The sequence below is a fragment of the Streptomyces viridosporus T7A genome, assembly GCF_008704515.1.
In the GTDB taxonomy this organism is placed as follows: domain Bacteria; phylum Actinomycetota; class Actinomycetes; order Streptomycetales; family Streptomycetaceae; genus Streptomyces; species Streptomyces viridosporus.
This window is the reverse complement of sequence record NZ_CP023700.1, coordinates 4,582,714-4,608,901: the sequence shown is the minus strand read 5'-3', so window position 1 is coordinate 4,608,901 and position 26,188 is coordinate 4,582,714. Positions and strand designations below refer to the sequence as shown.

The 26,188-nt window shown below is 68.9% G+C and carries 27 protein-coding genes, 1 tRNA gene and 1 pseudogene; 14 read left to right on the top strand and 15 right to left on the bottom strand.

The window, feature by feature from the left end; all coding sequences use genetic code 11:
• The first annotated feature begins 133 nt into the window (after positions 1-133).
• Both CP969_RS21440 and CP969_RS21435 read left to right on the top strand, forming a co-directional pair.
• Positions 134-1,111 carry an ATPase BagA gene (locus CP969_RS21440; RefSeq protein ID WP_016825253.1) on the top strand — a complete coding sequence of 326 codons (978 nt, stop codon included), beginning with the start codon at positions 134-136 and terminating at the stop codon, positions 1,109-1,111.
• 190 nt (positions 1,112-1,301) lie between these two features.
• Complete coding sequence (locus tag CP969_RS21435) at positions 1,302-2,768, top strand: ATPase BagB (RefSeq protein WP_004985224.1); 1,467 nt, start codon at positions 1,302-1,304, stop codon at positions 2,766-2,768.
• A 109-nt stretch (positions 2,769-2,877) separates the two neighbouring features.
• Here the strand turns inward: CP969_RS21435 and wblA are convergent, their stop codons facing one another.
• On the bottom strand, positions 2,878-3,213 hold the full coding sequence (gene wblA / locus CP969_RS21430; protein WP_016825254.1) for a transcriptional regulator WblA: 336 nt from the start codon (positions 3,211-3,213) through the stop codon (positions 2,878-2,880).
• 417 nt (positions 3,214-3,630) lie between these two features.
• Between wblA and CP969_RS21420 the strand changes: the two genes are divergently transcribed.
• Positions 3,631-5,970 (top strand): transglycosylase domain-containing protein, encoded by a 2,340-nt coding sequence (locus CP969_RS21420; RefSeq protein WP_026084993.1) that lies wholly within the window; start codon positions 3,631-3,633, stop codon positions 5,968-5,970.
• A gap of 108 nt (positions 5,971-6,078) precedes the next feature.
• Here the strand turns inward: CP969_RS21420 and CP969_RS21415 are convergent, their stop codons facing one another.
• Positions 6,079-6,543, bottom strand: coding sequence for a GatB/YqeY domain-containing protein (locus CP969_RS21415; RefSeq protein ID WP_004985232.1), 465 nt, complete (start codon positions 6,541-6,543; stop codon positions 6,079-6,081).
• A gap of 153 nt (positions 6,544-6,696) precedes the next feature.
• On the opposite strand from CP969_RS21415, the gene CP969_RS21410 reads away from it, so the two are divergent.
• The 5 genes from CP969_RS21410 to CP969_RS21385 all read left to right on the top strand — a co-directional run bounded on the left by CP969_RS21410 (position 6,697) and on the right by CP969_RS21385 (position 10,072).
• On the top strand, positions 6,697-7,623 hold the full coding sequence (locus CP969_RS21410) for a metallophosphoesterase (protein WP_004985235.1): 927 nt from the start codon (positions 6,697-6,699) through the stop codon (positions 7,621-7,623).
• Between the two features lie 218 nt (positions 7,624-7,841).
• Complete coding sequence (locus CP969_RS21405; RefSeq protein ID WP_016825256.1) at positions 7,842-8,594, top strand: Pr6Pr family membrane protein; 753 nt, start codon at positions 7,842-7,844, stop codon at positions 8,592-8,594.
• A gap of 69 nt (positions 8,595-8,663) precedes the next feature.
• Positions 8,664-8,737, top strand: a tRNA-Pro gene (locus CP969_RS21400).
• Between the two features lie 455 nt (positions 8,738-9,192).
• Positions 9,193-9,585 carry a helix-turn-helix domain-containing protein gene (locus CP969_RS21390; RefSeq protein ID WP_004985242.1) on the top strand — a complete coding sequence of 131 codons (393 nt, stop codon included), beginning with the start codon at positions 9,193-9,195 and terminating at the stop codon, positions 9,583-9,585.
• Positions 9,586-9,661: 76 nt separating this feature from the next.
• Positions 9,662-10,072 (top strand): VOC family protein, encoded by a 411-nt coding sequence (locus CP969_RS21385; protein WP_016825258.1) that lies wholly within the window; start codon positions 9,662-9,664, stop codon positions 10,070-10,072.
• 512 nt (positions 10,073-10,584) lie between these two features.
• Here the strand turns inward: CP969_RS21385 and CP969_RS21380 are convergent.
• The 3 genes from CP969_RS21380 to CP969_RS21370 all read right to left on the bottom strand — a co-directional run bounded on the left by CP969_RS21380 (position 10,585) and on the right by CP969_RS21370 (position 12,775).
• A complete protein-coding gene (locus CP969_RS21380; protein WP_016825259.1) occupies positions 10,585-11,151 on the bottom strand; it encodes a PIN domain-containing protein in 567 nt (188 codons plus the stop codon).
• Between the two features lies 1 nt (position 11,152).
• Positions 11,153-11,617, bottom strand: coding sequence for a helix-turn-helix domain-containing protein (locus CP969_RS21375; RefSeq protein WP_026084994.1), 465 nt, complete (start codon positions 11,615-11,617; stop codon positions 11,153-11,155).
• A 666-nt stretch (positions 11,618-12,283) separates the two neighbouring features.
• Positions 12,284-12,775: an SRPBCC family protein gene (locus CP969_RS21370; RefSeq protein ID WP_016825261.1), complete on the bottom strand. Its 492-nt coding sequence runs from the start codon at positions 12,773-12,775 to the stop codon at positions 12,284-12,286.
• A 290-nt stretch (positions 12,776-13,065) separates the two neighbouring features.
• On the opposite strand from CP969_RS21370, the gene CP969_RS21365 reads away from it, so the two are divergent.
• The gene (locus CP969_RS21365; RefSeq protein WP_016825262.1) at positions 13,066-13,290 is read left to right on the top strand and encodes a S1 domain-containing protein; all 225 of its coding nucleotides are present in this window, start codon (positions 13,066-13,068) and stop codon (positions 13,288-13,290) included.
• Between the two features lie 142 nt (positions 13,291-13,432).
• On the opposite strand, the gene CP969_RS21360 is transcribed toward CP969_RS21365, so the two are convergent.
• Both CP969_RS21360 and CP969_RS34750 read right to left on the bottom strand, forming a co-directional pair.
• The gene (locus CP969_RS21360) at positions 13,433-13,795 is read right to left on the bottom strand and encodes a hypothetical protein (RefSeq protein ID WP_016825263.1); all 363 of its coding nucleotides are present in this window, start codon (positions 13,793-13,795) and stop codon (positions 13,433-13,435) included.
• A gap of 306 nt (positions 13,796-14,101) precedes the next feature.
• Positions 14,102-14,364 (bottom strand): annotated as a pseudogene (locus CP969_RS34750) (site-specific integrase); the annotation flags it as partial.
• Positions 14,365-14,831: 467 nt separating this feature from the next.
• On the opposite strand from CP969_RS34750, the gene CP969_RS21350 reads away from it, so the two are divergent.
• Positions 14,832-15,191, top strand: coding sequence for a DUF190 domain-containing protein (locus tag CP969_RS21350; RefSeq protein ID WP_016825264.1), 360 nt, complete (start codon positions 14,832-14,834; stop codon positions 15,189-15,191).
• 35 nt (positions 15,192-15,226) lie between these two features.
• On the opposite strand, the gene crcB (CP969_RS21345) is transcribed toward CP969_RS21350, so the two are convergent.
• Genes crcB (CP969_RS21345) through crcB (CP969_RS21335) form a run of 3 tightly spaced genes read right to left on the bottom strand, consistent with a single transcriptional unit; the run spans position 15,227 to position 16,409 of the window.
• A complete protein-coding gene (gene crcB, locus CP969_RS21345) occupies positions 15,227-15,601 on the bottom strand; it encodes a fluoride efflux transporter CrcB (protein WP_004985265.1) in 375 nt (124 codons plus the stop codon).
• Positions 15,598-15,945 (bottom strand): DUF190 domain-containing protein, encoded by a 348-nt coding sequence (locus CP969_RS21340; protein ID WP_026084996.1) that lies wholly within the window; start codon positions 15,943-15,945, stop codon positions 15,598-15,600. Before CP969_RS21340 ends, crcB (CP969_RS21345) begins: the two co-directional genes overlap by 4 nt.
• 2 nt (positions 15,946-15,947) lie before the next feature.
• Complete coding sequence (crcB, locus tag CP969_RS21335) at positions 15,948-16,409, bottom strand: fluoride efflux transporter CrcB (protein WP_399474539.1); 462 nt, start codon at positions 16,407-16,409, stop codon at positions 15,948-15,950.
• A 728-nt stretch (positions 16,410-17,137) separates the two neighbouring features.
• Here crcB (CP969_RS21335) and CP969_RS21330 point away from each other — a divergent pair.
• From CP969_RS21330 to fmdA, 4 genes are all read left to right on the top strand, one after another.
• Positions 17,138-17,566 (top strand): hypothetical protein, encoded by a 429-nt coding sequence (locus tag CP969_RS21330; protein WP_004985285.1) that lies wholly within the window; start codon positions 17,138-17,140, stop codon positions 17,564-17,566.
• Between the two features lie 982 nt (positions 17,567-18,548).
• On the top strand, positions 18,549-18,827 hold the full coding sequence (locus tag CP969_RS34640; RefSeq protein ID WP_004985288.1) for an FmdB family zinc ribbon protein: 279 nt from the start codon (positions 18,549-18,551) through the stop codon (positions 18,825-18,827).
• 153 nt (positions 18,828-18,980) lie between these two features.
• Positions 18,981-19,634, top strand: coding sequence for an AmiS/UreI family transporter (locus tag CP969_RS21315; RefSeq protein ID WP_004985289.1), 654 nt, complete (start codon positions 18,981-18,983; stop codon positions 19,632-19,634).
• A 174-nt stretch (positions 19,635-19,808) separates the two neighbouring features.
• Positions 19,809-21,056, top strand: coding sequence for a formamidase (gene fmdA / locus CP969_RS21310; protein ID WP_004985292.1), 1,248 nt, complete (start codon positions 19,809-19,811; stop codon positions 21,054-21,056).
• A 203-nt stretch (positions 21,057-21,259) separates the two neighbouring features.
• On the opposite strand, the gene CP969_RS21305 is transcribed toward fmdA, so the two are convergent.
• The 5 genes from CP969_RS21305 to CP969_RS21285 form a co-directional block, all read right to left on the bottom strand.
• The gene (locus CP969_RS21305; RefSeq protein WP_016825268.1) at positions 21,260-22,198 is read right to left on the bottom strand and encodes a hypothetical protein; all 939 of its coding nucleotides are present in this window, start codon (positions 22,196-22,198) and stop codon (positions 21,260-21,262) included.
• Positions 22,195-22,743, bottom strand: a complete 549-nt coding sequence (locus CP969_RS21300) for a SigE family RNA polymerase sigma factor (RefSeq protein WP_026084998.1) — start codon at positions 22,741-22,743, stop codon at positions 22,195-22,197. The genes CP969_RS21305 and CP969_RS21300 overlap by 4 nt, the downstream gene beginning before the upstream one ends.
• Positions 22,744-22,890: 147 nt before the next feature.
• On the bottom strand, positions 22,891-23,433 hold the full coding sequence (locus CP969_RS21295; protein WP_016825270.1) for a Pycsar system effector family protein: 543 nt from the start codon (positions 23,431-23,433) through the stop codon (positions 22,891-22,893).
• Between the two features lie 88 nt (positions 23,434-23,521).
• Positions 23,522-24,982: a DUF4407 domain-containing protein gene (locus CP969_RS21290; RefSeq protein WP_016825271.1), complete on the bottom strand. Its 1,461-nt coding sequence runs from the start codon at positions 24,980-24,982 to the stop codon at positions 23,522-23,524.
• Positions 24,975-26,048 (bottom strand): SPFH domain-containing protein, encoded by a 1,074-nt coding sequence (locus CP969_RS21285; RefSeq protein WP_016825272.1) that lies wholly within the window; start codon positions 26,046-26,048, stop codon positions 24,975-24,977. The genes CP969_RS21290 and CP969_RS21285 overlap by 8 nt, the downstream gene beginning before the upstream one ends.
• Positions 26,049-26,188 lie beyond the last annotated feature (140 nt).

Below are 26,188 nucleotides of genomic sequence, written 5' to 3'. Positions count from 1 at the left end.
CTCTAGCCGCTGCCGCCCCCGGTCCCGGCGGCGGCCGCGACCGCGTGGTCCGCCGCCGCGCACCGGGACGCGAATCCCGGCAACCGCCACCCGGAGCCGCCGGGGCGCGCGGGAAGGAATTAGGCTCGAAGGCGTGAGCAGGCTCCAGGTCGTCAGTGGCAAGGGCGGAACCGGCAAGACCACGGTGGCCGCGGCCCTCGCGCTGGCCCTGGCCACGGCGGGGAAGCGGACGCTCCTCGTCGAGGTCGAGGGCCGCCAGGGCATCGCACAACTCTTCGAGACGGAGGCGCTGCCGTACGAGGAGCGGAAGATCGCCATCGCACCGGGAGGCGGCGAGGTGTACGCCCTCGCCATCGATCCCGAACTGGCTCTTCTGGAGTACCTCCAGATGTTCTACAAACTGGGGAGCGCCGGACGGGCCCTGAGAAAGCTCGGCGCGATAGATTTCGCCACCACCATCGCGCCCGGCGTGCGGGACGTCCTGCTGACCGGCAAGGCGTGCGAGGCGGTGCGGCGCAAGGAGAAGGACGGGCGGTTCGTCTACGACTACGTCGTGATGGACGCCCCGCCGACCGGACGCATCACCCGTTTCCTCAACGTCAACGACGAGGTCGCCGGACTCGCCAAGATCGGCCCGATACACCATCAGGCCCAGGCCGTGATGCGGGTGCTGAAGTCGCCGGAGACGGCCGTGCACCTGGTGACCCTCCTGGAGGAGATGCCGGTCCAGGAGACCGCGGACGGCATCTCCGAGCTGCGGGCGGCACGGCTGCCGGTGGGGCGGGTCATCGTGAACATGGTGCGGCCCGGGGTGCTGGACGCGGCCGACCTGGAACTCGTGGGGTCGGTCCGGCGTTCCTCCGTCGCGCGGGCACTGTCGTCCGCCGGCCTCGGCGGGGCGCGGCGCGGTGGACACGCCGAGCAGCTGGTGGACCCGTTGCTCGCGCAGGCCGAGGAGTACGCCGAGCGGTACGAGCTGGAGACCGAACAGCGTGCCGTGCTGGCGGACCTCGACCTGCCGCTGCACGAGCTCCCGCTGCTCGCGGAGGGCATGGACCTGGCCGGCCTGTACGCGCTGGCCAGGGAACTCCGCGAGCAGGACGTGTCATGACGGACCGCGCCCGCACGGCCGGGGCCCGTTCCGCCCGGCCCGGCCCGGCGTGCGGCCCCCGTCCCGTCCGCCCCGGCGGGCCGCGCGGTCCCCGGCCCGCCCCGAACCGCCGCACCACCCCCGCCACGAGCCGCCGTACCACCCCCGCCACGAGCCGTCAGCACCGGAAACAGGGGAAGCAGAGGATGTCATGAGTCGTCGTCCGGAACCGGCGCAGGCGCACGACCCGGCCGCCCGCCACCATCTTTCCCCCACGCGCACGCTCGACATCGATCCACTGATCGACGATCCGGGCACCCGGATCGTGGTGTGCTGCGGCTCGGGCGGGGTCGGCAAGACGACCACCGCCGCGGCGCTGGGCCTGCGCGCGGCCGAGCGGGGACGCAAGGTGGTCGTCCTCACCATCGACCCGGCCCGCCGGCTCGCCCAGTCCATGGGCATCGACTCGCTCGACAACATCCCGCGCCGGGTGAAGGGCATCGACGACTCCGCCGGCGGCGAGCTGCACGCGATGATGCTCGACATGAAGCGCACCTTCGACGAGATCGTCGAGGCGCACGCGGACCCCGAGCGGGCCGCCGCGATCCTGGGCAACCCCTTCTACCAGTCGCTCTCGGCGGGCTTCGCGGGCACGCAGGAGTACATGGCGATGGAGAAGCTGGGCCAGCTGCGGTCCCGGGACGAGTGGGACCTCATCGTCGTCGACACCCCGCCCTCGCGCTCCGCGCTGGACTTCCTGGACGCGCCCAAGCGGCTCGGGTCCTTCCTCGACGGCAAGCTCATCCGCGTCCTGCTGGCCCCGGCGAAGGTCGGCGGCCGCGCGGGGATGAAGTTCCTGAACGCCGGCATGTCGATGATGACCGGTGTCCTGGGCAAGCTGCTCGGCGGGCAGCTGCTGAGGGACGTGCAGACGTTCGTGGCCGCGATGGACTCGATGTTCGGCGGGTTCCGCACCCGCGCGGACGCCACGTACCAGCTGCTCCAGGCGCCGGGGACGGCGTTCCTGGTGGTGGCGGCCCCGGAGCGGGACGCGCTGCGCGAGGCCGCGTACTTCGTGGAACGGCTGGCCGCGGAGAACATGCCGCTGGCCGGCCTGGTGCTCAACCGGGTCCACGGCAGCGATGCGGTCCGGCTGTCGGCCGAGCGGGCACTCGCCGCCGCGGAAAATCTTGAGGACTCCCGCATTGTGGATCAGGAGGAAGGGAAAGCTGGACTTCGTAACTCTCCCGAAACGTACGGCAGTTCAGACTCTCCCGCTGCAGGCTCTCCCACCGCGGACCCTCCCACCGCGGACCCTCCCGCTCCCGCAGCGCCGGCCCACGATGCAGGAACACCGAGAACACCGGTTCGGGACGCCCCCGACGGAGGCTCCCCCGCCGCCACGGACGACACCGACACCGGAGCCGACGACGCGGAGCAGCGGTCCGTCGACCGGCTCACCGCGGGCCTGTTGAGGCTGCACGCCGAGCGGATGCACCTGCTCGCACGCGAGCAGCGCACACGTGACCGCTTCACCGCGCTCCACCCCGAGGTGGCGGTGACGGAAGTGGCCGCGCTGCCCGGCGACGTGCACGACCTGGCAGGGCTGCGGGACATCGGCGACCGGCTCGCGGCCGACCGGCCGGAGCTGCCGGAGACGCCCGGGACGACCGCCTGACGCATTCGCCGGACAGCCGGGAGAACCGCGGCAGGCAGGACCGGGCCGAGGGCTCCGCGGAGCCGGACCAGGGACCCCCGCGGGTCGACCGAGGACCCCTGAGGAGCCCTCAGCTCACCGCCGCATAGCTCTCGTACACCTCGTCGTCGAGAGGCACCACACCCGTGCCCCGCTCGTACTCCGTGCGCGCGGTCTCCAGCAGCCTGCGCCAGGAGGTCACGGTCGGCCGCCGGCGCAGCAGTGCGCGGCGCTCACGCTCCGTCATTCCTCCCCACACACCGAACTCGACGCGGTTGTCCAGCGCGTCGGCCAGACACTCGGTGCGTACCGGGCATCCGGTGCACACCGCCTTGGCCCTGTTCTGCGCTGCTCCCTGAACGAACAGTTCATCCGGATCGGTAGTGCGGCAGGCAGCCTGCGCACTCCAGTCGGTAACCCAGCCCATACCGGCGCCGTCCTCTCCCGAATCGAGGCTCCCCCACGGCGGCAGCGGCATATTCACCGCCGCCAGTTGAGGACGTTACGGAAGGTGGACACAGCGCAACACCCCCAGCGGGCCCAATCTTGAATGGTCCGAACGGACTATGGGTAAGCGGCAGATCACCCGGGGGAGTGAGGTGACGACATGCGCGACAATCCCGGCATTCCAGGTCAGTTCCGTTGCGTCACAACGGGCACCACGTGACACACGAGGCGGATCCGGACACGGACCCACCCACCCAGGTCGAGAAAGTCGAGAGGGCCCGGAACGATTCGGGGTCGCCGGACGTATTGATACGTGGCCCCACTGCTGTGACAGTTGAGAGCAGCTTAGGCCAAGGCCTTTACGCTTGTCCGGCGAATGAGAACGTAGGCTGCTCCCATGCCAAAGAAGCGCTCGGGCGGTGGTCTGTCGCCAACGCAGCAGGCCGCCAAGTTCCTCGGTGTCAGTGTCCTCGCAGGGGCCGTCATGGCCGGCATCGCTCTGCCCGCCGTGGGCGCGCTGGGGCTGGCGGCCAAGGGATCGGTCGAGAGCTTCGACGAGCTCCCGGCCAACCTCAAGACGCCACCGCTGAGCCAGCGCACCACGATCCTCGACGCCGCCGGCGGCCAGATCGCCACCGTCTACTCGCGTGACCGCACGGTGGTCGACCTCAAGGACATCTCGCCGTACCTGCAGAAGGCGATCGTCGCGATCGAGGACTCGCGGTTCTACGAGCACGGCGCGGTCGACCTGAAGGGCGTGCTGCGCGCGCTCAACAAGAACGCCCGCAGCGGCGGGGTCTCCGAGGGCGCCTCCACGCTCACCCAGCAGTACGTCAAGAACGTCTTCGTCGAGGAGGCCGGCGACGACCCCACGAAGGTCGCGCAGGCCACCCAGCAGACGATCGGCCGCAAGATCCGCGAACTGAAGTACGCGATCCAGGTCGAGGAGGAGCTGGGCAAGAAGAAGATCCTCGAGAACTACCTGAACATCACGTTCTTCGGCCAGCAGGCCTACGGCGTGGAGGCCGCCGCCCGGCGCTACTTCTCCAAGTCGGCCAAGGACCTCAACCTCCAGGAGTCCGCCCTCCTCGCCGGCCTCGTCCAGTCCCCGAGCCGCTACGACCCGGTCAACGACGAGGCGGAGGCGAAGAAGCGGCGCAACGTCGTCCTCCAGCGGATGGCCGAGGTCGGCGACATCTCCGAGGAGCAGGCCGCCGAGGCCGCGGCGGCCCCGCTGGGACTGAACGTCAGCAAGCCGAAGAACGGCTGCATCACGGCGGTCAAGGACGCGGGATTCTTCTGCGACTACGTGCGCGAGGTGTTCCTGCACGACCCGGTCTTCGGCAAGACCCGGGAGGACCGGGCGAAGATCTGGAACCAGGGCGGGCTGACCATCCGCACGACGCTCGACCCGCAGGCGCAGGAGTCGGTGCAGAGGGCGCTCAAGAACCACGTCAACCAGGCCGACAAGGTCGCGGCGGCGGCCACCCTGGTCGAGCCCAGCACCGGCAAGATCGTCGCGATGGGCCAGTCGAAGCCGCTGGGCTACGGCAAGAACGAGACGGAGTACAACTACTCGGTCGACGCCGCCATGGGCGGTTCCAACTTCGGCTTCCCGACCGGTTCGACGTTCAAGCCGTTCGTGGCCGCCGCCGCGCTGGAGGAGGGCAAACCGCCCACGCAGTCCTACTCCTCCCCGTACGAGATGCCCTACCCGCAGACCGTGCGCGGGTGCGACAAGCCCTGGGTGAACGACGGGAACTACCGGCTCGAGAACGAGAACGAGGCCGAGGTGGGGCCGTACGCGCTCAAGGAGGCGATGGCCAAGTCGGTCAACACCTACTTCGTGCAGATGATCGAGGACATCGGCATGTGCCCCGTGGTGAACCTGGCCGACAAGCTCGGCGTGGTCCAGGGCAACGGGGAGAAGATCCCCGCGGTCCCCTCGTCGATGACCCTCGGTTCCACCGGTATGTCGCCCCTCACGATGGCGAGCGCGTACGCCGCCTTCGCCAACCGGGGCATGTACTGCACGCCGATCGCGATCGAGTCGATCACGCAGAAGATCGAGGGGCAGCAGAAGTCGCTCGAGGTGCCGAAGTCGACGTGCCGACGGGCGATGTCGGAGAAGACCGCGGACTCCATCAACACCCTGCTGCGCGGTGTGGTCGACTCCGGTACGGGCAAGCAGGCCGGCCTCTCCGACCGGGAGAGCGCGGGCAAGACGGGTACCACGGACGAGCGGCGGAACGCCTGGTTCGTCGGCTACACGCCGAACATGTCGGGAGCCGTCTGGGTCGGCAGCGCCAGCCAGAAGGTCAAGATGCGCAACATCACGATCGGCGGCGTCTACCGCCCGCTCGTCTTCGGCGGTGAGGTCCCGGGCCCCATCTGGAAGGACGCCATGTCCGGCGCCCTGGCGGGCAAGGACGCCCCGCCCTTCAACCTCGTGCACATCCCGGACGAAGACCGTGACCGCGGCGACGGCGACCGCGGTGACGGCGGCGGTCGCGGCGACGACGGCAACAACGGCGACAATGGCAACGGCGGCAACAACGGCAACGGCGGCAACGGCGGCAACGGCGGTGACGGTCTCATCGCCGGCCTGATCGGCGGCGGCGACGGGGGCAACGGCGACAACGGCGGCAGCACGGGAGGCACCGAGCCGGACCCGACGTTCTCCATCCCGGAGGGCTTCCTCCAGGGTCCGGGCAACGGCCCCGGGGGACGCCAGTGAGCCCGGCCGGCCCCGGCCGCCGCTGACCGGCCCGGACACCACGACGGCCCCTTCTCTCCCCGGGGAGAGAAGGGGCCGTCCGCTGTCGGCGCGCGCGCCGGGCCGGACTCAGCCGGCCAGCAGCTTCTTCACCGCCGCGGCCACCCGGCCGCCCTCGGCCCGCCCGGCCACCTTCGGGTTCACGATCTTCATCACGGCGCCCATGGCCCGCGGGCCCTCGGCACCGGCCGCCCTGGCCTCCTCCACCGCCTGGGCGACGATCGCGTTCAGCTCCTCGTCGGACAGCTGCTGGGGCAGGTACGCGGCCAGCACCTCGCCCTCCGCCTTCTCCCGCTCGGCCTGCTCGGCACGGCCACCCTGCGCGAAGGCCTCGGCCGCCTCACGGCGCTTCTTCGCCTCCCGGGTGATCACCTTCTGCACCTCGTCGTCGGAGAGCTCGCGCTTCTCCTTCCCCGCGACCTCCTCCTTGGTGATCGCGGCGAGCGTCAGCCGGAGCGTCGAGGAGCGGAGCTCGTCGCGCCCCTTGATCGCAACGTTGAGGTCGTCCTGCAGCTTCGACTTGAGCGTGGTCATGGCTTGATTGTCGCAGGTGCGGCGGTAAGGACGCCTGCTCATTTAAGGGCCCGTGTCCCAGGGGCCGTTCACGTCCCCCGGCGACCGCCCGCGAAGCCGCACGGGGCGACCTCGGCGCACGGCCGACCCTCCCGCGTCTGACACGATGGACCCATGCGCGCGCGATACGGAATCCCCCTGGGAATCACGGCGGCCGGTGCCGCCGGACTGCTGTACGCGGCGGGCTTCGAGGCCCGCTCCTTCCGCCTCCGACGGGTGACCGTCCCCGTCCTGCCCACCGGGATGCGCCCCCTGCGCGTACTGCAGGTCTCCGACATCCACCTGGTGAGCGGCCAGTACAAGAAGCAGCGCTGGCTGCGCTCCCTGGCGGGCCTGCGCCCCGACTTCGTGATCAACACGGGCGACAACCTCTCCGACCCCGAGGGCGTCCCGGAGGTCCTGGACGCCCTCGGCCCCCTGATGGAGTTCCCCGGCGCCTACGTCTTCGGCTCCAACGACTACTACGGCCCCAAGCTGCGCAACCCCGCCCGCTACCTGATCGAGAGGGTCCAGGGCCGCCACGGCCTGAACGGCAACCCCCCGACCGTCGGCGCGATCCACAACCCCTGGGAGGACCTGCGGGACGGCTTCGACGCGGCGGGCTGGCTGAACCTGACGAACACCAGGGGCACGCTGAAGATCGAGGGCACGTCGATCGAGCTGACCGGCCTGGACGACCCGCACATCAAGCGGGACCGGTACGCGGAGGTGGCGGGCGGCCCTTCGGGCTCGGCGGACTTCTCGATGGGCGTCGTCCACGCCCCCTACCTGCGCGTCCTGGACTCCTTCACGGCCGACGGCTACCCCCTGATCCTGGCCGGCCACACCCACGGCGGCCAGCTCTGCATCCCCTTCTACGGCGCCCTGGTCACCAACTGCGACCTGGACACGGACCGCGTGAAGGGCCTGTCCACGCACACGGCGGAGGGCCGTACGTCCTACCTCCACGTGTCGGCGGGCTGCGGCACCAACAGGTACACCCCGGTCCGCTTCGCCTGCCCCCCGGAGGCGACGCTGATGACGCTCGTGAGCCGGGACTAGCCGGAGGCAGCCGGGAGCGGTTGGACCGTCGGGCACCGGAACACCGGAGCGCCGGGGCGCGGGATGACGGGGCCAGGGTGACGGGCGTCCGGGCCGGGGGCCAGGGTGAGGGGGCGACGGGGCACCCCGTCCGGAACACCGCCGCCCCCGCACCACCACATAACCCACATGGACTACCCACATAGCCCCGAACGGGCCATCTGCCCACGATGGGGTGCATGACCGCCCCGATACCCAGGGACATCCCGGACCTTCCCGCCCTCCCGAACTTCCCGGGCGTGACACCACCCCCGCTGCCCTCCCCCGCCCCGGCCCGAGCCGTGGTCCCACCGGTACGCCGCCCGATCGCGGCGGCGTACCGCCTGCTCCTGGCACTGGCGGCGACGGCGGCGGTGACCGGCGCGGTGCTCCTCGCCGGCCCGGCCCGGGCCCTGAGCCACTTCACGGTCCAGAGCACGATCCTGCTGGCCCTGGTCACCCTCGCCTCGGCCCGCCGCGCCTGGACGGCCCGCCATCCCCTGCCGGGCGCCCTGACGGGCGCGGCCCTGCTGTACGTGACGATGGCCTCACTGGTCCACCACGTCCTGCTGTCGGACGCGCCCGCCCGCTTCTCACTGACGGGCGAGGCGTCCTCCTGGCCCGCGGTCCTCACCGCCCACGCCCTGCACACGGTGATCCCCGCCGCCGCCCTCCTGGACTGGCTCCTGCTGTCCCCGCCGGCCCGCACCCACCTCCACCAGGCCGCCCCCTGGCTGCTCTACCCCCTGGCCTACCTGCTCTTTTCCCTGGCCCGCGGCGAACTCCTCCCCGACTCCCCGGACCGCTTCCTCTACCCCTTCCTCGACGCCGCCCACCACGGCTACCGGAGCGTCCTCGCCGACTGCCTCCTCCTGGGCCTCTCCTTCTACGCCGCCGCTGTCCTCCTGGTGACCGCGGACCACATCCGCCCCAAGGCGGTCCTCCGCCGCTGAGAAACCGGATTTCGTCTCCGGCCACCAGTGGGCTAAAGTAAACGTCGTCGCCGCGAGAGCAGCGACGATCGGGGTGTAGCGCAGCTTGGCAGCGCGCTTCGTTCGGGACGAAGAGGTCGTGGGTTCAAATCCCGCCACCCCGACACAGGTCAGAGGCCCATTCACGTGATCGTGAATGGGCCTCTGTCGTGCGTACAGCAGCGGAGTACAGCAACCGCTATGGCGCTCATGACGGCCGTCCCCGGCCGACCGCTCCCCCGCCCGCTCCTGCTGCTCGCGCTCGCCCTTCCTCTCCTTCTTCTGCTTGCTGCCGCCGCCCAGCGCCTTGCCGAGCTTGCGGAGCGCCCGGCGGGTCTCGGCGGAGGGCACGTGGGTGTAGACCTCCATCGTGACCGCGATCTCGGAGTGCCTCGGGATCTGCATCGCGATCCGGGGGTGAACGTCCAGGGCGGCGAGCAGCGAGGCGCAGGTACGGCGGGGGCGCCGCGGGCGGGGGCGCCGCGGGCGGGTGCCGGCCGCGTGTGGGCGGTGGCCTGGGAAGTCCTGAAAGGTCCGCCGTCCTGGGTCCTGTCCGGGTGAACCGTGATGAGATGCTGCCGTGAGCCGCGCTGCAGAAGAGACCAATCGCCGTATGCTCCGAGCCCGTGATGTGATGGACCGCGACTACGCGCAGCCACTGGACGTCCCCGCCCTGGCCCGCGTCGCACACGTGTCGCAGGCCCACTTCACGCGTACCTTCCGAGCCACGTTCGGTGAGACACCCCACCGCTACCTGCAGCGTCGCCGTGTGGAACGGGCGATGTTCCTGCTACGGGAGACCGACCGCAGCGTGACGGACATCAGTTTCGAGGTCGGCTTCACCAGCCCGGGCACCTTCAGTCGGACGTTCCGCGACATCGTCGGCCGGTCGCCCCGGACGTACCGCAAGGAAGCGGTTGCCGTGGGCGTGCCGACGTGCTTCACGATGGCGTGGACTCGGCCGCATGCCTGACCGGCCGACAGAGCGTCTTGTTCACTGAGCAGTTTTGGATAAGTTCTCGTCCTGGCTGATCGCTAGTGTCAGCGTCATGTTCAACGCCATCACGCAGTCACAGATATACGTTCTGGACCAGGACGAAGCCATCGACTTCTACGTCGGCAAGCTCGGCCTGGAGGTCACCGCAGACGTCGACATGGGTTTCATGCGTTGGCTGACCGTCGGCGTGCCGGGTCACCCTGAGCGACAGATTCTTCTGGAGAAGCCGGGTGCGCCGGCGATGTCGGAGGAGACGGCGGAGCAGGTGCGCGAGCTGGTGACCAAGGGGGCCATGGGCGGCTGGCTCGTCCTCACCACGGACGACTGCCGCAAGACCTACGAGACGCTGCTCGAGAAGGGGGTGGAGTTCACCGAGGAGCCCACCGAGCGTCCGTACGGGATCGACTGCGGTTTGCGTGACCCCTTCGGCAACCGCATCCGCTTCACCCAGCCGAAGGCCTGAAGCACTCCGGCACTTCGGCATCCATGAACGGTCACACTTCGGGCCGGGCGTACAGCACAGAAGTACAGCAACCGCAGTGGCCCGCAGCAGCCCACAGTGAAATCCATCGGCTGCCGGGAGACCTGCATGACCGGTGCGGAACTATCCACACAGACCTACGGACCGGAAGGTCCGTGACATCCATAGCCGACATCAACGACGCCGGGCAGGGGCGCACACCAGTGGCCCTGTCCGGTCGTCGCATCACGCGACCGCAGCAGCCAGGGCGGACCTGGTTCGAACTCCTAAAGCAGGTGTCGCAGGTTCGAATCCTGCCGGGGGCACAGCCAGAAGGGCCAGCTCAGGAGGAGTTTCCTCCCGGGCTGGCCCTTCGGTGTTTCAGGGGTCGTGCCACAGGCGTGTCACTACGTAGAGGCGGCACGCTGGAAGCGACCAGTGACGGTAGGTTGCACAGCGAAGCACCCGGCCCGTTAGCACGATGGCCGAGTGCTCGGCTCCGAACATCAAAGCCGCTAGCTCACAGCTCCCGGTCCGAGGCGTAGAGCAGCCACGGACTCGGTGAGACCCGATCTCTCCAGCTGACCCAACACGTCCTCGAAGGTCTGCGGCGGACGGCGCCGAGAAGTGGCAATCTCCTGGACACAGGCGTACACGACACGATCGTCCAGCCCTATGAGGTCCATTATGAACTCATCGGCCTCTTTCCGTTCGATACCCCAGTTGTTGAGGTAGTCCGGCGGGAAGTCCTTGCGATTGTTCGTGACGATCACCTGGGCGCCGGCTTGGATGGCCGCAGCCAACACGTGGCGGTCGTCCGGGTCTGGGAGCTTGAGCCCCTCTATAAGGGGCTCAAAGCCCGTAACCAGGCAGTCGCGGATGGCCCCGTTCATGAGAGCCCTCCGACGCTGCAGCTTGGCGGGACTGATGCCGTAGTCCTGTGCGATGTTCCGATCGACCTCATCGAGGATCATGTCAGTCCATCTGGCCCGCACAAAACCATTCAAACTGACACGGACTAACAGATCACGCAGCGTGTTCGGGTACAGGACACACGCGTCGTAGATCACGACAAATGCCATGTCAGAGAAGTCCCAGCTCCTGGTCCAGCTCCATCAGCTCGTCGGCTGCCTCCTTGCGCTTTGCGTCGTCTTCACGCAAGTACTGGCGCAAGTCTGCGAAACGGATGCGGCGATGACGTCCCACGAGCTTGTAAGGGATCTCGCCAGACTCCAGGAGCCCGATCAAGTACGGACGGGAAACGTTCAGCATGTCGGCGGCCTGCTGAGTCGTTAGCACCGCGTCGACAGGCATGATCTGCACGCCCTGCCCGTTGGCAAGAGCAGCTAGCATCGACGCGAACATCTCTGCCACCGGTCGCGGCAGCACGAGAGCTTCGTCGGTTGCGCCGGTTTCCAGGTGGACCTGGATGTCCTCGTTACTGTGAGCTGTGCGCGACAGGTAGTCGTTGATGCGTCGGAGTGCCCGCTGCGCGTCGCGCGCATCGACCACGCCCGGTTCGATCTTCCTGCCTGTGGCAGTACCCATAGCGTCCCTCCACTGTCCTATTCGCATTATTCGCAACAGACGAAGCGAACGCAAGCCGCTCTGAGGTAACGTCCCCGATTGACTGAAGTTCACTCGGTCGGTCTGCCTCTCCTACCCTGGCACGGGCACGAAGCGGCAGGTCAGAACCCGGCTGGCGCGGTCATGCGGACCGTCGCATACAGGCCAGCCCCTACGGCAGGCGCTGTCGGCAGTAGGCGCCGGCTTGGCTTCGGAGTGTCGCTTTGACCTGTCTGATCATTGAGGCCCGAAGGGTGCGCGCTTGCTAGCCCCTGCCTCGGGTGCTGCACGCTTCAATGCGTTTGGAAGGACTGACCGACGGCACCCGGCAACATGGCTGAGCTCGGTGGGAGTGCAGCGAGGCATACGCGCGCCTGGCCAATCGGCGCGCCCGGCGTCGTGGCTGACTGTCGTCGGCTGAGGTTCGTGCCACAACCGTGCCAGATGCAGGGGGCAGCCACGGTCAACACCGGTGCCTTGCGGTCGAGTAGCCTTCTGCTTCCCCGGCCGACGAATCCGCAGCTCAGCCCCGAGATCCCCCAGCCTCTCTCCTAAAGCGGGTGTCGCAGGACCGAATCCTGCCAAACCAGGCCTTCAGGATCGACCCTGCGTACGGCCTTCGCCACCGGGCTGCCCGCGCGAAGGCCGTCAGACGGGCCGAGCCAGACGGTCCGTCAGAACACAGGCCCGGGCCCGCTGGACCGCTCCCGCCTGGGAGGCGGCGAACCGCAGCAGGCCTGGGGGCGTCCGCAGGTGCAGGGTGTCGGTGACGACGCTGCCGGCCTCGTGGCGGTCGATGGCGAAGCGGTAGCTCATGCGGACCCGGCCGGGGCTGCGGACCTCCCCGAAGATCTCGGCGGAGTGCGGGAGGCCGTCCGGGACGGCGGCGAGCGTGACGTCGATGATGTTGTCGCGCTGCAGGACGCCCAGGAAGCGGAAACGCTCCACGGCCGTGTAGTTCACGGTGCCGCCGTTGCGCCGCACGTCACGGACGGCAACGACCAGCGGGGACAGGCCGACGTAGTGCAACGGTTCGGCCAGGTGCGCGAAGACCTCATCCGGCGGCGCGGCGATCTGAAACGTGTGCTTCAGCTCGGTGGACAGCACCTCGGCCCCCTCCTCGATACGGCACGCCGGCACGGTGATCCTCCCATCGCCGGGGCGGAAAGTTCCCGTACCCCGGCGGTAGGGCGGTCTGCGGGTCGGTACAGCTCATCGGAGCCCAGCCCCGGAGCCGACGAGAGCCGTGCCAGACGCGTGCCAGATCGTGCGGGGAACCACGGGGAACAGCGGGCGATCGGTCGACGACCAACCAGTCGGGGACACACCGTTCCGTCCCAGTTCAGTAAGGCAGCGAAGACCGAAGCACACGAGCTTCCCGAGCTGAGGTCCCCGGTTGCCGGCGCAGACGGAGCCGTAAGGTTCCACCCATGGTGACTGCGACTGTCCGTGAGTGGCACGACGAGGAAGGGTGGGGCGTGCTCGACTCCCCCGAGACTCCCGGCGGATGTTGGGGCCACTTCTCCCACATCCAAGTGAAGGGCTTCCGAACGCTGTCGCCGGGACAGCAAGTGGACCTCCAGTGGGAGGCCCCTGGCTTCGAGCAGGACGGGTACAGCTACCGGGCCGTGAACATCGTTCCTCGACCCGCCTGACATCACCAGCTGACATCAACGACAGCGAACGATGGCGCACTGAAGCGGCCACGGTCGGACCCTCGAGCGACCACTGAGCCCCGTTTCGGCACGCCGTGCGACAAGGTGATCGAACTCCTAAAGCGGGTGTCGAGGGCCGACGTCATTCCTCACGGTGCTGAGCGAACACCTGCTGCTGCTCGTCCCGCCAGCTCCAGTTGGCAGGCCGGGAGAAGGGCAGGCTTCGGGCAAGGCCGGAGAACTGGTCGGATGGCTCCCGGCTGGCCTTGTTCACCACGATCGCCGAGAGCATCGGTGCTCGTCCGTCCTCGTTGCGGTGGAGGCATACATCCTTGAGCAGGTAGGTCATGACTCCGCGGTAAGGCGGGATGGAGTCGAAGCCTTGTGCCGCCAACTCGGCGCTCAGCTCCCCGTACGTGATGGTCTGTCCCTGCCGGGCCCGCTTCCGCAGGATCTCCACGGCCGCTTCGACCGCTGCCGGGTAATCCGGGTCCTTGATCCTCATTGCCCATCCCCCATCGCGTGGACACTGCCCAGCCTGCGCATCGTACCGGTCGGACACCGGCCCGGTACTGCTACAAGCAGTACAGCAGCGAAGTACAGCAACCTTCCTGACCTCAGCCGACCACCAACGGCCGTCAGAGGCCTTCCGACCAGCCCACTGACCCTCGATGGGCTTTCAGCCAGTAGTTCGGGACGAAGAGGTCGTGGGTTCACATCCCGCCACCCCGACAGGGAAACACCAGGCCCGGCAGCTACTCATGTGAGTAGCTGCCGGGCCTGTTCCGTCTGCCGGTCCATCCGCGTGACTACCGCTTTCCGAGAGCAGGGACACGAAGCTGTGCCGGGGCTCCCAGGGTGCCCACTCTTCGGTGTTGATCCCGTCAACGTCCTTGAGAGTGTCCGCCGGACGTCGACCGCGTCCAGCGGTTTGCCCACGGCCGAGGAGAAGACGATCCCGTTCTCCTCCCACTGGTCGCCGGCCGCGAGCCGATCCCGCCCCTGATCCTCGAACGGCTGCCAGAGGGCTTCGACACAGCGAGCCGGCGGAGCGAGCGTGGCCGGGACTTCCCGCTGTTCCTGCCCGGTGCCGCATGATCGAGCGCGTGAGGAAGCACGGCACAACCGGTTCCCCAGCGGAGGCGTGCAAGTCCCGCAGGGCACCGCATCACCCTTTGTTTCTTTGTCTGCAATTCGGCGATATTTTGTTAAGTGAGTGGCCGAGCCGTTCTTGACGGCGGTCACGCGGTGGTGGGGCTCGCCGTACCCGAACCGCGGCATGCGATGCCGCCAACAGTCCCTACTCGTGAAGTGATCTTCGGCCCCTCCGTGGGCCCGCGCGGGTAGGAGGGTCACGGCATGAAAGGCCCCCGACTTCAGTCCGAGTCGACGCACGATCTTGCGGGCGAGCCCAGAGGCATGTTTCCGGAGCGGGCATGTCGTGGGTTGATCCGGCCGGCGACGGCGTGGTCGTGGCTGGGTCAGGTGCTACTGGCGGTACTGGCGGTACGAAGTGTGCGCGTGATGGCCAGGAGGATGCCATGAGGCCGACGGAAACGGCCCTACAGCTGACGATCTTCATAGAGGAATGCGATACCTGGCAGCACAAGCCCCTGTCCGCAGAGATCGTGCACCGTGCCCATGCCTTCGGACTGGCCGGGGCGACGGTCCTCCGTGGGGTGGAGGGATTCGGAGCCTCGTCTGTGATGCATGGCTTCCGGCTGCTGTCGATCAAGCAGGACCTGCCGCTGGCGATCGTGATCGTCGACGAGGAGGAACGAGTGCGCCGCTTCCTCCCGACTCTGCGCGAGCTGATCGACGAAGGGCTGGTGATCGTCCAAAACGTCGAGGTCATGCGGTGCGAGGAGCAGGGTCCGGCGCAGAGTCGTGAACATGCCTGAGGGAGAGGGCGCTGTCCGGCGGCCTGTGGCGCGGCCTAGCTGAATGCTGCCTGCGCGAGGGTCAGGCCGATGAACACGGCGCCCAGTCCAGCGATCACCGAGGCCACCACGTTGACCACGGCCAGGAAGCGCGCTCCGGCCTCTACCAGGCTCAGTGTCTCGTAGGAGAACGTGGAGTATGTGGTCAACGCCCCGCACAGACCCGTACCCACCAGGAGCTGGACGTTCTGCGAGACGGCCTCTGAGAGGGCCGCTCCGGTCAGAATGCCCAGGATCATCGATCCGGTGACGTTGGCCGCGAAAGTACCCCAGGGGAAGGTGGTGTCGTGGTGCGCCTGGACCGTCCGGTCGATCAAGTACCGCAGCGGGGCGCCGACGGCACCACCGAGCATGACGAGCAGGAACCTCATGTTCCTGCGCCTTCCCGGCCCTTGTAGTGGACCACCTCGACCTCCTGCATGGTGATCAGGCCACTGATCGGCAGCTCCTCGAGCTGCGGCATGAAGGCTCGGATCCGGTCCACTTCGTCGACGATGACAATCGCCACCGGCAGGTCGTCGGCCATGGACAGCAGACGCGTGGTGTGCACGATCGATGTCGCTCCATAGCCCTCCACCCCGCGGAAGACCGTCGCCCCGGCCAGTCCGAAGGCATGGGCACGGTGCACGATCTCCGTGAACAGGGGCTTGTGCTGCCAGGTGTCGGTGTCGTCGACGAAGATCGTCAGGCAGATCGCGCGTCCATTGAGCCTCACGGTCACGGTCCTCTCGTCACCAGGATGCGGCGGGTGGCCACCATGCCGATCTTCGCGGCGGCCAGAGCGACCACCACGGTCACTGCCAAGTAGGCGAGCGCGGCGCCGGCCCTGTCGGCCCGCACCAGACGCTCGATGTCGACGCAGTACGTGGAGAAGGTCGTGAAGCCACCGAGGACCCCGGTCCCGAAGAACGGCCGGAGCAACGGGTGCGCGGTGAAGACTTCCGTGATCACTACCAAGAACACGCCGATGATCAGGCAACCGACCGCGTTGACGCCCAAGGTCGTCCAGGGGAACGCAGTCTTGTCGGTCGGCCAGAGCGATCCTGCCGCGTAACGAGCACAACTACCCAGCGCTCCCCCCACAGCGATGACCGCAAGCGTCCGCAAGTGTCTGACGCGGACCTCCCGGCGCTGACGCGCCTGTTCCAGGGCAGACGCTTCCACTGCTGCGGTTGCCATCGCTTGCTGCGCAGACCCGTCACTCACGTTGCCTCGCCCCACAGGCTCCGAGGCCATCCAACCCGGAACGAGCACGAACCGCGGTCGACCCGAGACTTCCCTTGACTCCTGCACCGGGCCGCTCCTCCTACAAACCCACCCTAAGCCTCGAACCGGGCAGCGCCAGCACGTACGACGTCGGCCGGCAGCTTGGGATTCCTTCACTCACCCCCGTCCAGCCCGCCTGTCGTCGACCCGGCGGAGCCGAGTAGACGCCGTCGCGTCTACGACGGCGTTCCTGCGGCCGTGATCGCGGCACCGGAAGCCGCTCGATCCCGACTCCCGGCTCGCCGCGCGAGGATGTGTCGGCCTACGCCGACCCGTACGCCGACGGCAGCGCACCACTCCGACCGACCGAGGGCGCCCACGGACGATCCGGTGCCGTCGTTCGGGTGCCGGCCGCGCAGGTCTGATTCCTGCAGTGAGCAACTTCCGGCTGCGCGACGAAAACATGCCTCTTGTGACCGGATTCACTCATGGATAACTGGACTGATTTGCACAACAGAATTTAGCTTCCTTGGAGAGCCTGCGCCTTTTAAGGTGTTTCCACAGCGTCGCGGACGGTCGCGAAAAGTAGTCGATCAATGGTGCTCGGGTGCCGACCGCTGTTCGGACTTCGAGGTGCATGGGGAGATGCGGCGCATACGCGCCGGATCACCACAGGGGCGACTGATTCCGGAGGTGGAAAAGTGAGCAACGACGCCGTATGGGTGCGGGGCGTGACGGGTATTCAGCTGCACCACGTCACCGATCTTCAGGATGCTCGACGGTTCCTGGGCAACGCCGTCATGGCGCTGAATGCGGCCCATACAAGAACCGGCGACGTCAGGTTCTCCGGTCTCGCCGAGCAGCTCAAGGACATGATCACTGAAGCGGGATCCCTGGAGGACGAGGCCCGGGCGCGCATGCGAGGGCTGCATTCCACGGACCCTGAGCGCTTCGTGCGCTGCCGGGAGGGTGAGGAGCCGTGGCCGGACGAGCTCCAGGCAGGCTTCGTGCCTCGCCACACCTGCCGGGACAAGTGCCTCTACCACGATCACGAGGTACTGGACGGCATCCTGCAGTGCACCTGCGGTCGGCCCCCGTGCCGCGCGTGCGCGATAGCCGGCGCTCCCTGAGATTCCACGCGGGGTGCACCACGGCAGTGAGACACCCTTCCTTCTTGCAAGCCATCTCATTCGGCGAGTCCGCGGGAGCGGACGAGGGCTGGTCAGGCGGCTACGGCCGGGGCCTGTCCCTCGAGACGTCAAAGCAGACCAGCCTCTTGGACGGGGCGAGCCGCGCGGCGTGTGCGGACGCTTCTTCGGTCCTGCCCCACCGCAGACCGAAGGAGATCGGCGGGCCACTCGCCTCGTCGATCAGCGGCCCGCTGCACCATGGCGCGACGTCGTCCTCGTCCGTGTCGGGCCGCCGCTGCAGCAGCGCCGCCCATGTGCAGCTACGCGCTCGGCCGGAGGGTGGTCCCCTCCGGTGTCGGCGTCGGTGTATCGACGGGGGAGCTCGCTGAAGGGCCGACCGGCAGCGGCGTCATCGCTCGGGCGGAGGCCTTCCCGGACGGCAAGGCCGTAAGTCATGACCGGAGACTGCCGCACGGCGCAGACAGCGGATCCTTCGGGAGCACCCACTGTCCTCACCCCGCCACAAGAAACGGTGCCAAGGGGCGGCCGCGGTCGCCACCGCTTGAGGGGCGACCGCTTCGCGGCCTCGCGCCGTGTGCGAGCGCGCATCGGTTCCGTCCGGCCTGCGCGGGTGGCGTCGACGGTGTCCGGGTAAGGGAATTACCGGGACTCTCGCCCCGGCCCGCCTCCCCATCGGGCGACGTGGCGGCCGTACGGCATTTAATGGAGACGGCAGGCGCACAACCGCCCGGACAGCCACTCCGCGGGAATGAGACGCCCCCGTTGCCCGTGCTGCGCCCGTGCACCCGCACGCCTGAATAGACGACGGCGCAGTCGCCTCGCCCCCTTCAAACCGCGCTTGACATGCCGCCGTTCAGGGCGTTCCCTTGAATAAAGTGTTCAATTCCATGCCGTTGCTTGGCGCGACTGGATTCGCCCTCATGACCGAAGGCCGACAGCACGGCGCGGGTGGAGGCACATTATGGCCACGTACGAGTATTCCTGCAATCGCTGCGGATTTTTCGACGTGAGGCTGCCGGTCGGCACGGCGCCGACGCAGCACGCATGTCCGCGGTGCTCGGGTGCGGCACGGCGGGTGTACTCCTCCCAGGGGCTCGCCTTCACGTCTCCCGCCGTTTCGGGCCTGCGCGAGCAGGAGGAGAAGTCTCGCGAGAACCCGACGGTCGTCACGCGGGTTCCTCCCAGGGCAGATGCGTCGAAGCCGGTCCACCCGGCGGTCGCCCGACTGCCCCGCCCCTGACGGAGAACTCGGGAACGGCGGAGCCGGAACAGTAGCTGCCAACTGCACCGCCTCGGAGATCGCGGCGAAGGATTGCGTACATCGCTTTTCTTCCCATGACCGCCCCGGCGGGCCACTGCTTGGAGAGAGCAGAATATCGGGAGGTGTGTTCTCTTGGCCAACGTCGGACTTCTCTTCGTTGGCGCGGTGCTGTTTCTGAACGGGTTGATGCTGCTGGGAAAGGTAGACAGTCGAGCAGCGGCCATATTCAACCTGTTCGTGGGCGGTCTGCAGGTACTCACACCCACATATCTCATCATCGCCGCCGGTCAGGATGCCAACCGAATCTTGCTGGCATCGGGCATCTTCCTCTTCGGCTTCACCTACCTCTACGTAGGTATCGGGCTGCTCATGGGGCTCGACACGACAGGGGTCGGCTACTACTCGCTGTTCGTGTCCATTGTGGCGCTGGGTTACTCGTTCGTGAGTTTCCGGCTGTTCAACGACCAGCCATTCGGCGCCATATGGCTTTACTGGGCCTTCCTCTGGTTCCTCTTCTTCCTTCTGTTGGGACTGAAAATGGAGGCGCTCACCCCGTACGTCGGATGGGTGACTGCGATCGAAGGCTGGGTGACCGGCGTCATACCGGCGTTCCTGTTGCTTTCCGGTTACTGGGTGCAGGAGAACTTTCACGAGATCGCCATCGCGCTCGGCGCGTTCGGCGTGCTGACGTTCGGCTCGCTGTGGTTCGTACTCCGCCACAAGGGCCCCGGCAGGCCCGTTGAGGAGTACGGCGGCGCGGGCTCCCCGGCCGGCAGCGCCGGATAGAAACGCCCGGGGCGACCGACGCCGGACGGCCGCACGATCGCCTGACATCCGAGATCGGAACGCAGGAGGTGGTTGACGAGACGCGCAAAGCGGCGTGACGAGCACCAGGCGCTCCCCGGGGGCCATGGCGCACCCCTCGGATCGCCGGTACGAGAACCCACGAGGAGCACTGACATGCCAGAAGTCGTCTTCAGCGTCGACCAATCCCGGTCGATGCGCGACCAAGAGGTCCCCGGACACAACAGGTGGCATCCGGATGTACCGACCGTCGCCATGGTCCGCCCAGGGGACGAGTTCCGCGTCGAATGCCGCGAATGGACCGATGCGCAGATCGGCAACAACGACTCCGCCAACGACGTGCGCGACGTCGACCTGAAGGCCACCCACATGCTCAGCGGGCCGATAGGCGTCGAAGGAGCGGAGCCGGGCGACCTGCTCGTCGTGGACATCCTCGACCTGGGACCGGTGCCCCAGCAGGTCGGGGACGCGCCGGGTCAGGGCTGGGGATACACGGGCGTCTTCGCCAAAGCCAACGGCGGAGGGTTCCTGACGGACTACTTCCCCGACGCCTACAAGGCGATCTGGGACTTCCACGGGCAGGTGGCCACCTCCAGGCACCTCCCCGGTGTCCGCTTCACCGGCATCACCCACCCCGGTCTCTTCGGCACCGCGCCCTCCGCGGAGCTGCTGGAGCGGTGGAACAGGCGCGAGCAGGCCCTGATCGACACCGACCCCGACCGGATCCCGCCGCTGGGGCTCGCACCCGACCCCGACCAGGCCCTCGCCGGCAAGGCGACCGGATCGGAGGCCGAAAGCATCGGCCAGGAGGGGGCACGCACCGTTCCCGCACGGGAGAACGGAGGCAACCACGACATCAAGAACTTCACTCGTGGCTCGCGCGTCTTCTACCCCGTCCACGTCAGTGGCGCCAAGCTCTCGGGCGGTGACCTGCACTTCAGCCAGGGAGACGGTGAGATCACCTTCTGCGGCGCCATCGAGATGGGCGGCTACATCGACTTCCACGTCGATCTGATCAAGGGCGGCATGGAGAAGTACGGTGTCAGCACCAACCCCGTCTTCATGCCCGGCAACGTCGAGCCGCGGTACTCGGAGTTCCTCTCCTTCATCGGGATCTCCGTGGACCACGACACCGACACCAACTACTACATGGACGCGACGGTCGCCTACCGCCGCGCCTGCCTCAACGCCGTCGAGTACCTGAAGAAGTTCGGCTACACCGGCGAGCAGGCCTACCTGCTCCTCGGCGCGGCCCCCATCGAGGGACGCATCAGCGGGATCGTCGACATCCCCAACGCCTGCTGCTCCCTCTACCTCCCCACCGGGATCTTCGACTTCGACGTCCGACCCACCGCGGAGGGACCGAAGACCGCGGACCGTGGTCAGTGCGCGGTCACCAGCTGAAACCGACCGGGAACCCCGCCCCGCCGGGCACCGCTCCGCCGGCAGCAGCCGCCGGGGCACCAGCCCCGGGGTGGGCCCTTTTTCTCCGCGCGCGGGAAGGCCGGCGCGACGACCGGCAGGACGACCAGGAAGGCCCTCGTGCCGCACCGCCGACCGGGATCCGGGGGCGCCGTCCCCTGTGCGGCGCCCCCGGCATGGTGGTGCTACGGCAGCCGCTTCTCGTAGTTCTTGTCCTCGTCGGAGTCGTAGACCAGCTTGTTGTCGGCGTCGTACCCCTTGATGCGCGGGGCCACGGTGACCTGCTGGTTCAGGACGCCGGAGGCGACGAACCAGCCGTGGTCCAGGGCGGCCCGGCTGGTGGCGCCGCCGTAGGAGACGGTCACCCGGGCCACTGACGGCTCGACGGTGCCGATGACACCCCATCGGAACGGCAGCTTCCAGTTGCCGCGGTCGAGGACCGACTGCCGGTAGAGCTTGCCGCCGCTGATGTCGGCCGTCACGGGGCCGGCGCCCGGCACGTCGTCGGAGCCCACGCTGGTGTTGAGGCCCTTCGCCTTGCCGTCCTTCACGTTGCAGATCAGCCGGGTCTGCTTCGGTCTCTCCTTCACCGCGACGACGTACGTGCCGTCGCCGGGCGCGTTGGAGTCACCGGTGCTGTTCATCGCCAGGATGATCCGGTACTCCTCGGCCGCGCCCAGGTCCGTGCGGAAGCCGGACGGGCCGCGGGTGTGCGACCGGTCGTACGCGAGGCACTTCTCCAGCCCGTCGACGGCCTGCCCGAAGGTGATCCCGTCGAGGAGCTGGTCCTCCGTGGCCGGCCGCGCGGGCCCCGTCGGCGGTGCGGACGGCGTCGCCGGCGTCCGCGGTGCGGCGCCGGCCGGTGGTGTCGATGCCACCGTGTTCCCGCCCCCCTCCCCGCCGGCCAGCGCGTACGCCCCCACGGGCATCGCCGCCAGCGTCACCAGGGCCGCCCCGGCCGCGGCCACCCGGCGTCGCCGCTCGATCGTGCCCCGGCGGCGGATCGCCGGATACGGCACCGGCGCGGGCCGGATCGCGTTCGCGTCCTCGGCGAGCAGCTCGCGCAGGTGCTCCTCGAAGTCCCCGCCGGTTCCCGTCCCCTGCTGCCCCTGCTCCTCGTTCACTTGTCGCCTCCCTGCCCGGACGGCACTCGGCCGCAGACGGGTCCGTCCACGACCTGTGCGAGCCCCGGATGCGTGCGCAACTTCGCCAGCGCCTTGGACGCCTGGCTCTTGACCGTGCCGGGCGAGCAGCCGAGCGTCTCGGCGACCTCGGCCTCGGACAGGTCCTCCCAGTAGCGCATGACGATCACCGCCCGCTGCTTCGGCGGCAGTCCGGCCAGCGCCGCAAGCAGGGCGCTGCGCTCGTCGGCCCACGAGACGGCCTCGTCACGCCCGGCCGCGTCCGGCGGCGCCGCGGTGAGAGCCTCCGTGACCCGCCGCTTGCGGAACCGGTCGCTGTTGCAGCTGACCAGCATCCGCCGGACGTACGCCTCCGGACTGTCGCTGCGCGAGACGCGCCGCCATGAGCGGTACGCCTTGGCCAGCGCCGTCTGCGTCAGGTCTTCGGCGAGGTGCACGTCGCCCGTGAGCAGATACGCGGTCCGTACGGGACGGGACCACCGCGCTCTGACGAATTCTTGGAAATCGGCCTCTGGTCCGGCCTGCATCAAGCACCCTCCCTCGCCCTCCAGACCACGGTTCCGGCGGATTCGGTTGCCCGGGATCCGGTGCCTCGTCGGCCGGGCGGGCCGCCTGACCGAGTCGCTCCGGGACGAAGGGGCCGCGGGTTCGCGTCCCGTCCCTCCGGTGTACCGCTATGCGGACGCTCCCGTCGCGATGCCCAGCAGGGTGAGGGTGAAGAAGGCCGTGCCCCAGGCCAGGGCGTGGCGTATGCAGCGGTACTTGGTCCAGGCGGTCCGGGACAGGATCACCAGTTGGCTCAGGTCCCGGGACACGGGGTCGGTGTGGCGGACCGTCCGCTCCAGGTGGGCGACCGACATCGCCAGCCTCGTGTCGCCGAAGTAGTGGGTGCGGGAGCGGTGGGGGTTTCCGAGCCGTGGGGTCACGGCCAGGCCCAGCAGGACGAGTGCCGGTACGCAGGCGGCGCAGCCCACCCAGAGGAGGAGCTGCGGGGCGACGGCGTACTGGCGCGGGGTGACGATGCCACTGCCGATCGCGCCGAGCAGGGCGGTCAGGGCCGCGCCCAGGGACGCCAGCATGAGGCCGGCCTTGTTGTCGGCCTTCACGAGCTCCTCACGCACCTCGGACAACAGGATCCTGGTGAGTTCCGCGCCGCGGTCGGTCGCGGTGCCGGCGTCCGGGTCGGTGCCGGCGTCGCCTCCGGGTGGTGTGGTCATGCCTCCCCCTTCCTTTCCGTCGGTGTCGAGCGGCCGCCCCGGCGTGCGGGGCGGCCGTGGTGCCGTGTTCCGGGCGCGGTCGGGTGCGTCAGACCGTCGACGAGCGGCGGATCTCGTCCTCCAGCGCGTTCACCGCCTGCCGGACCCGGATGTTCATCGCCGCCGTGTGCTCCCGGAACGCCGCTTCCGACTCGGCTCGGTGGCGTCGGACCTCCTGTTCGACGGCGTCCTGGGCGATCTCGGAGTCCGCCATGGCCCGGCGTTCGCCGAGCCGGACCTCCTCGTCGTGGATCTTGACCGCGCTGTTGCTCGCGCTGGTGAGCATCCGGTCGTACGCGCTCTCCCCGCTCAGGTACTTCACCAGCACGGGGAGCACGTCGAGGAGCACGAACAGCAGGCGGACCAGCCAGATGCCCACGAACAACACCGGGTTCCCGCTCGCGAGCTCGTCGAGCGCCCGGATCCGTTCCAGGACGCCGACCTCCTTCTGCTGGGCGCGCTCCTCGTCCAGCCGCTGCTCGATGCCGTCGGCCCGGGCCTCGAGGAAGGCGCCGCGCGAGGAGGTCAGTTCGGCCTCGATCTTCGCGATGCGGCTGTTCATGCCGGCCAGCCGCTTCTCGTTCTCATCGGTGCGGTGGGTGCTCCGGTAGTCCTGTGCCTTCTCGCGCAGGCGCAGGCACTCGGAGGTCCGCTGGTGCAGACCGGTGGCGGCCACCCGGACCAGCAGACGGCACTCGTCCCGCACCTCGGAGTCGATGGCCTCCAGCCTGGTGGTGTCCCGGTCCACCCGCTTCTGCAGGGCGGCGGCGTCCGAGCGCAGGGAGGTCAGCTCCTCGGCCCGTTCGCCGGGCGTCGTGCCGAAGGACAGGACGTACTTCCTGTCGCAGCCCTCCGGGGTGACGGTCCGCGTCGAGGACGGTACGGGGTTGCAGCGGACCAGGTTCGTGCGCAACCGGTCGAGCGCGTCCGTGCGTTCACCGGCGACGCGCTCCTCGATGGCCGTCTGGAAGATGCGCAGCACCAGGGGTTCGGCGATCACCACGCCGAGCATCAGGGCGATGAGCAGGCGCATGAGCAGGGGGCCGGCCCGTCGCCGCGCGTTCGGCTGCGGGGTGACCAGCCAGCGGTCGAGGTTGAGCACGAACAGCATCCAGATGACCGTCGGGACCAGGGCCGCGAGGGAGACCCTGCCGAGCGCCTGGGTCGCGAAGTTCCACATGGAGAACGCCGCGATGACGGAGGTGCCGAGCACCACCCCGCCGAGGGCCGTGTACTTGCTCCGCTCGTACCTGACCCTGCCCAGCAGTTCCTCGTCGACGCCGGTCAGGGCACGCAGCCGTCGTGCGGCGTCGAAGTCGAAGGAGCGGCGGGCGGTACGGGCGGGGGACCCGTCACCGGGGGTGCCGGCGGAAGGTCCGTGCCCCGTGGTGCGGGCTGTGGTGCGGGCTGTGGTGCGGCTCTTCGCGGTACGTGCGGCGGTGCCCTCGCCGGCGTCCCGGCCGTCCGCCGGGCCGGGGGCGGGCACGTGGTTCGTCAGGAGGTCAGTCAACGAAGTCGTCCTCGTCCTTGACGAAGCCGCCCCGCGGGTCGTGCGAGCCGTCCCGGCCCGTCGCCGTGCGACCGGGGCGCGGCTGTCCCGACTCGACCATGGGGGCGGGGCCGGCGGCGGTTCCGACGCCGGGTGCGGCCCGGTCGCCCGTCTCCCGCAGGACCTGTTCCAGGACCTGGTGGTAGTCGACGTACTCGCTGCCGCCCATCTGCCGCAGCAGCGTCAGCAGCATGTCGCGGCGCATCTGCGCGTCCGCCGTCTCCCGCGCCTGCGTGTGGGCCCGCTCCTGCGTCTCGGCCTTGTGCCGACGGGCCGACTCCTCCTCGGTGGTCCGGTGGATGCGGGCCGCCGCCTCGGTGACGTCGATCTCCTTCCGGGCGATGCCGAAGGCGTCCACGTGGTCGGACCCCTGGGAGAGCAGTTCCGCGATCCGGAGCGCGTCCTGGGTCTCGAAGTCGCGCTGGCCCCGCTGGAGTTCCCAGGAGCGCCGCTCGTCGCGCAGCCTCTGTTCCCAGTCCCGCAGGTCGTCCGACGCGTGCACCTCGGCGCTGACGAACTCCACGCTCATGCCCGCGACCCGCGGCGGCACGATCGCGCTGTAGGCGGTCATGCGGTGGCCGACCTCGGTCCGTACCGCGTTGACCTCCTCCACGCGGTGCCCGGCGCTCACCCTCGGCAGGTCGCCGTCGCCCATCAGGTAGGCGCGCAACGGGACGGTGACGTCGATGACGCCCTGCCGGGCGATGACGGTCGGGTCGGTCACCTGGCAGGTGAAGGACGCCCGCACCGTGAAGTTGTCCGCCTCGCTCACCGACGGGAGCGTGCGCTCCACGTCGACCAGGCGCGCCCGGGTGTCGACCAGGCTGACCGATGAGGCGTCGAGCACGTCGGGGTGGGACGGGTCGAACACCATGCCCTCGGGGAACGTGCGGTAGTTGCCGCCGACCCGGAAGACGTAGACCGCGCCGGGCGGCAGCTGCGGCACGTCGTCGCGTCGGCGACGCCGGGACCACCAGGTGCCCTGGACCGTGGCCAGGATGTGCTCGGCGATGACCGGGTAGTTCACTTGCTTCGGCCTCCTCGGGAGGAAGGGGGGAAGGGGTGGGTATGAGGGGGGCGGTGGGGCGCCGGGAGCCCGCCGGCGGCCGGCCGCGCAGTGGTCCGAGGAGCACCTGCGCCAGTCGGCGGGCGCCGGGGATCGCGTAG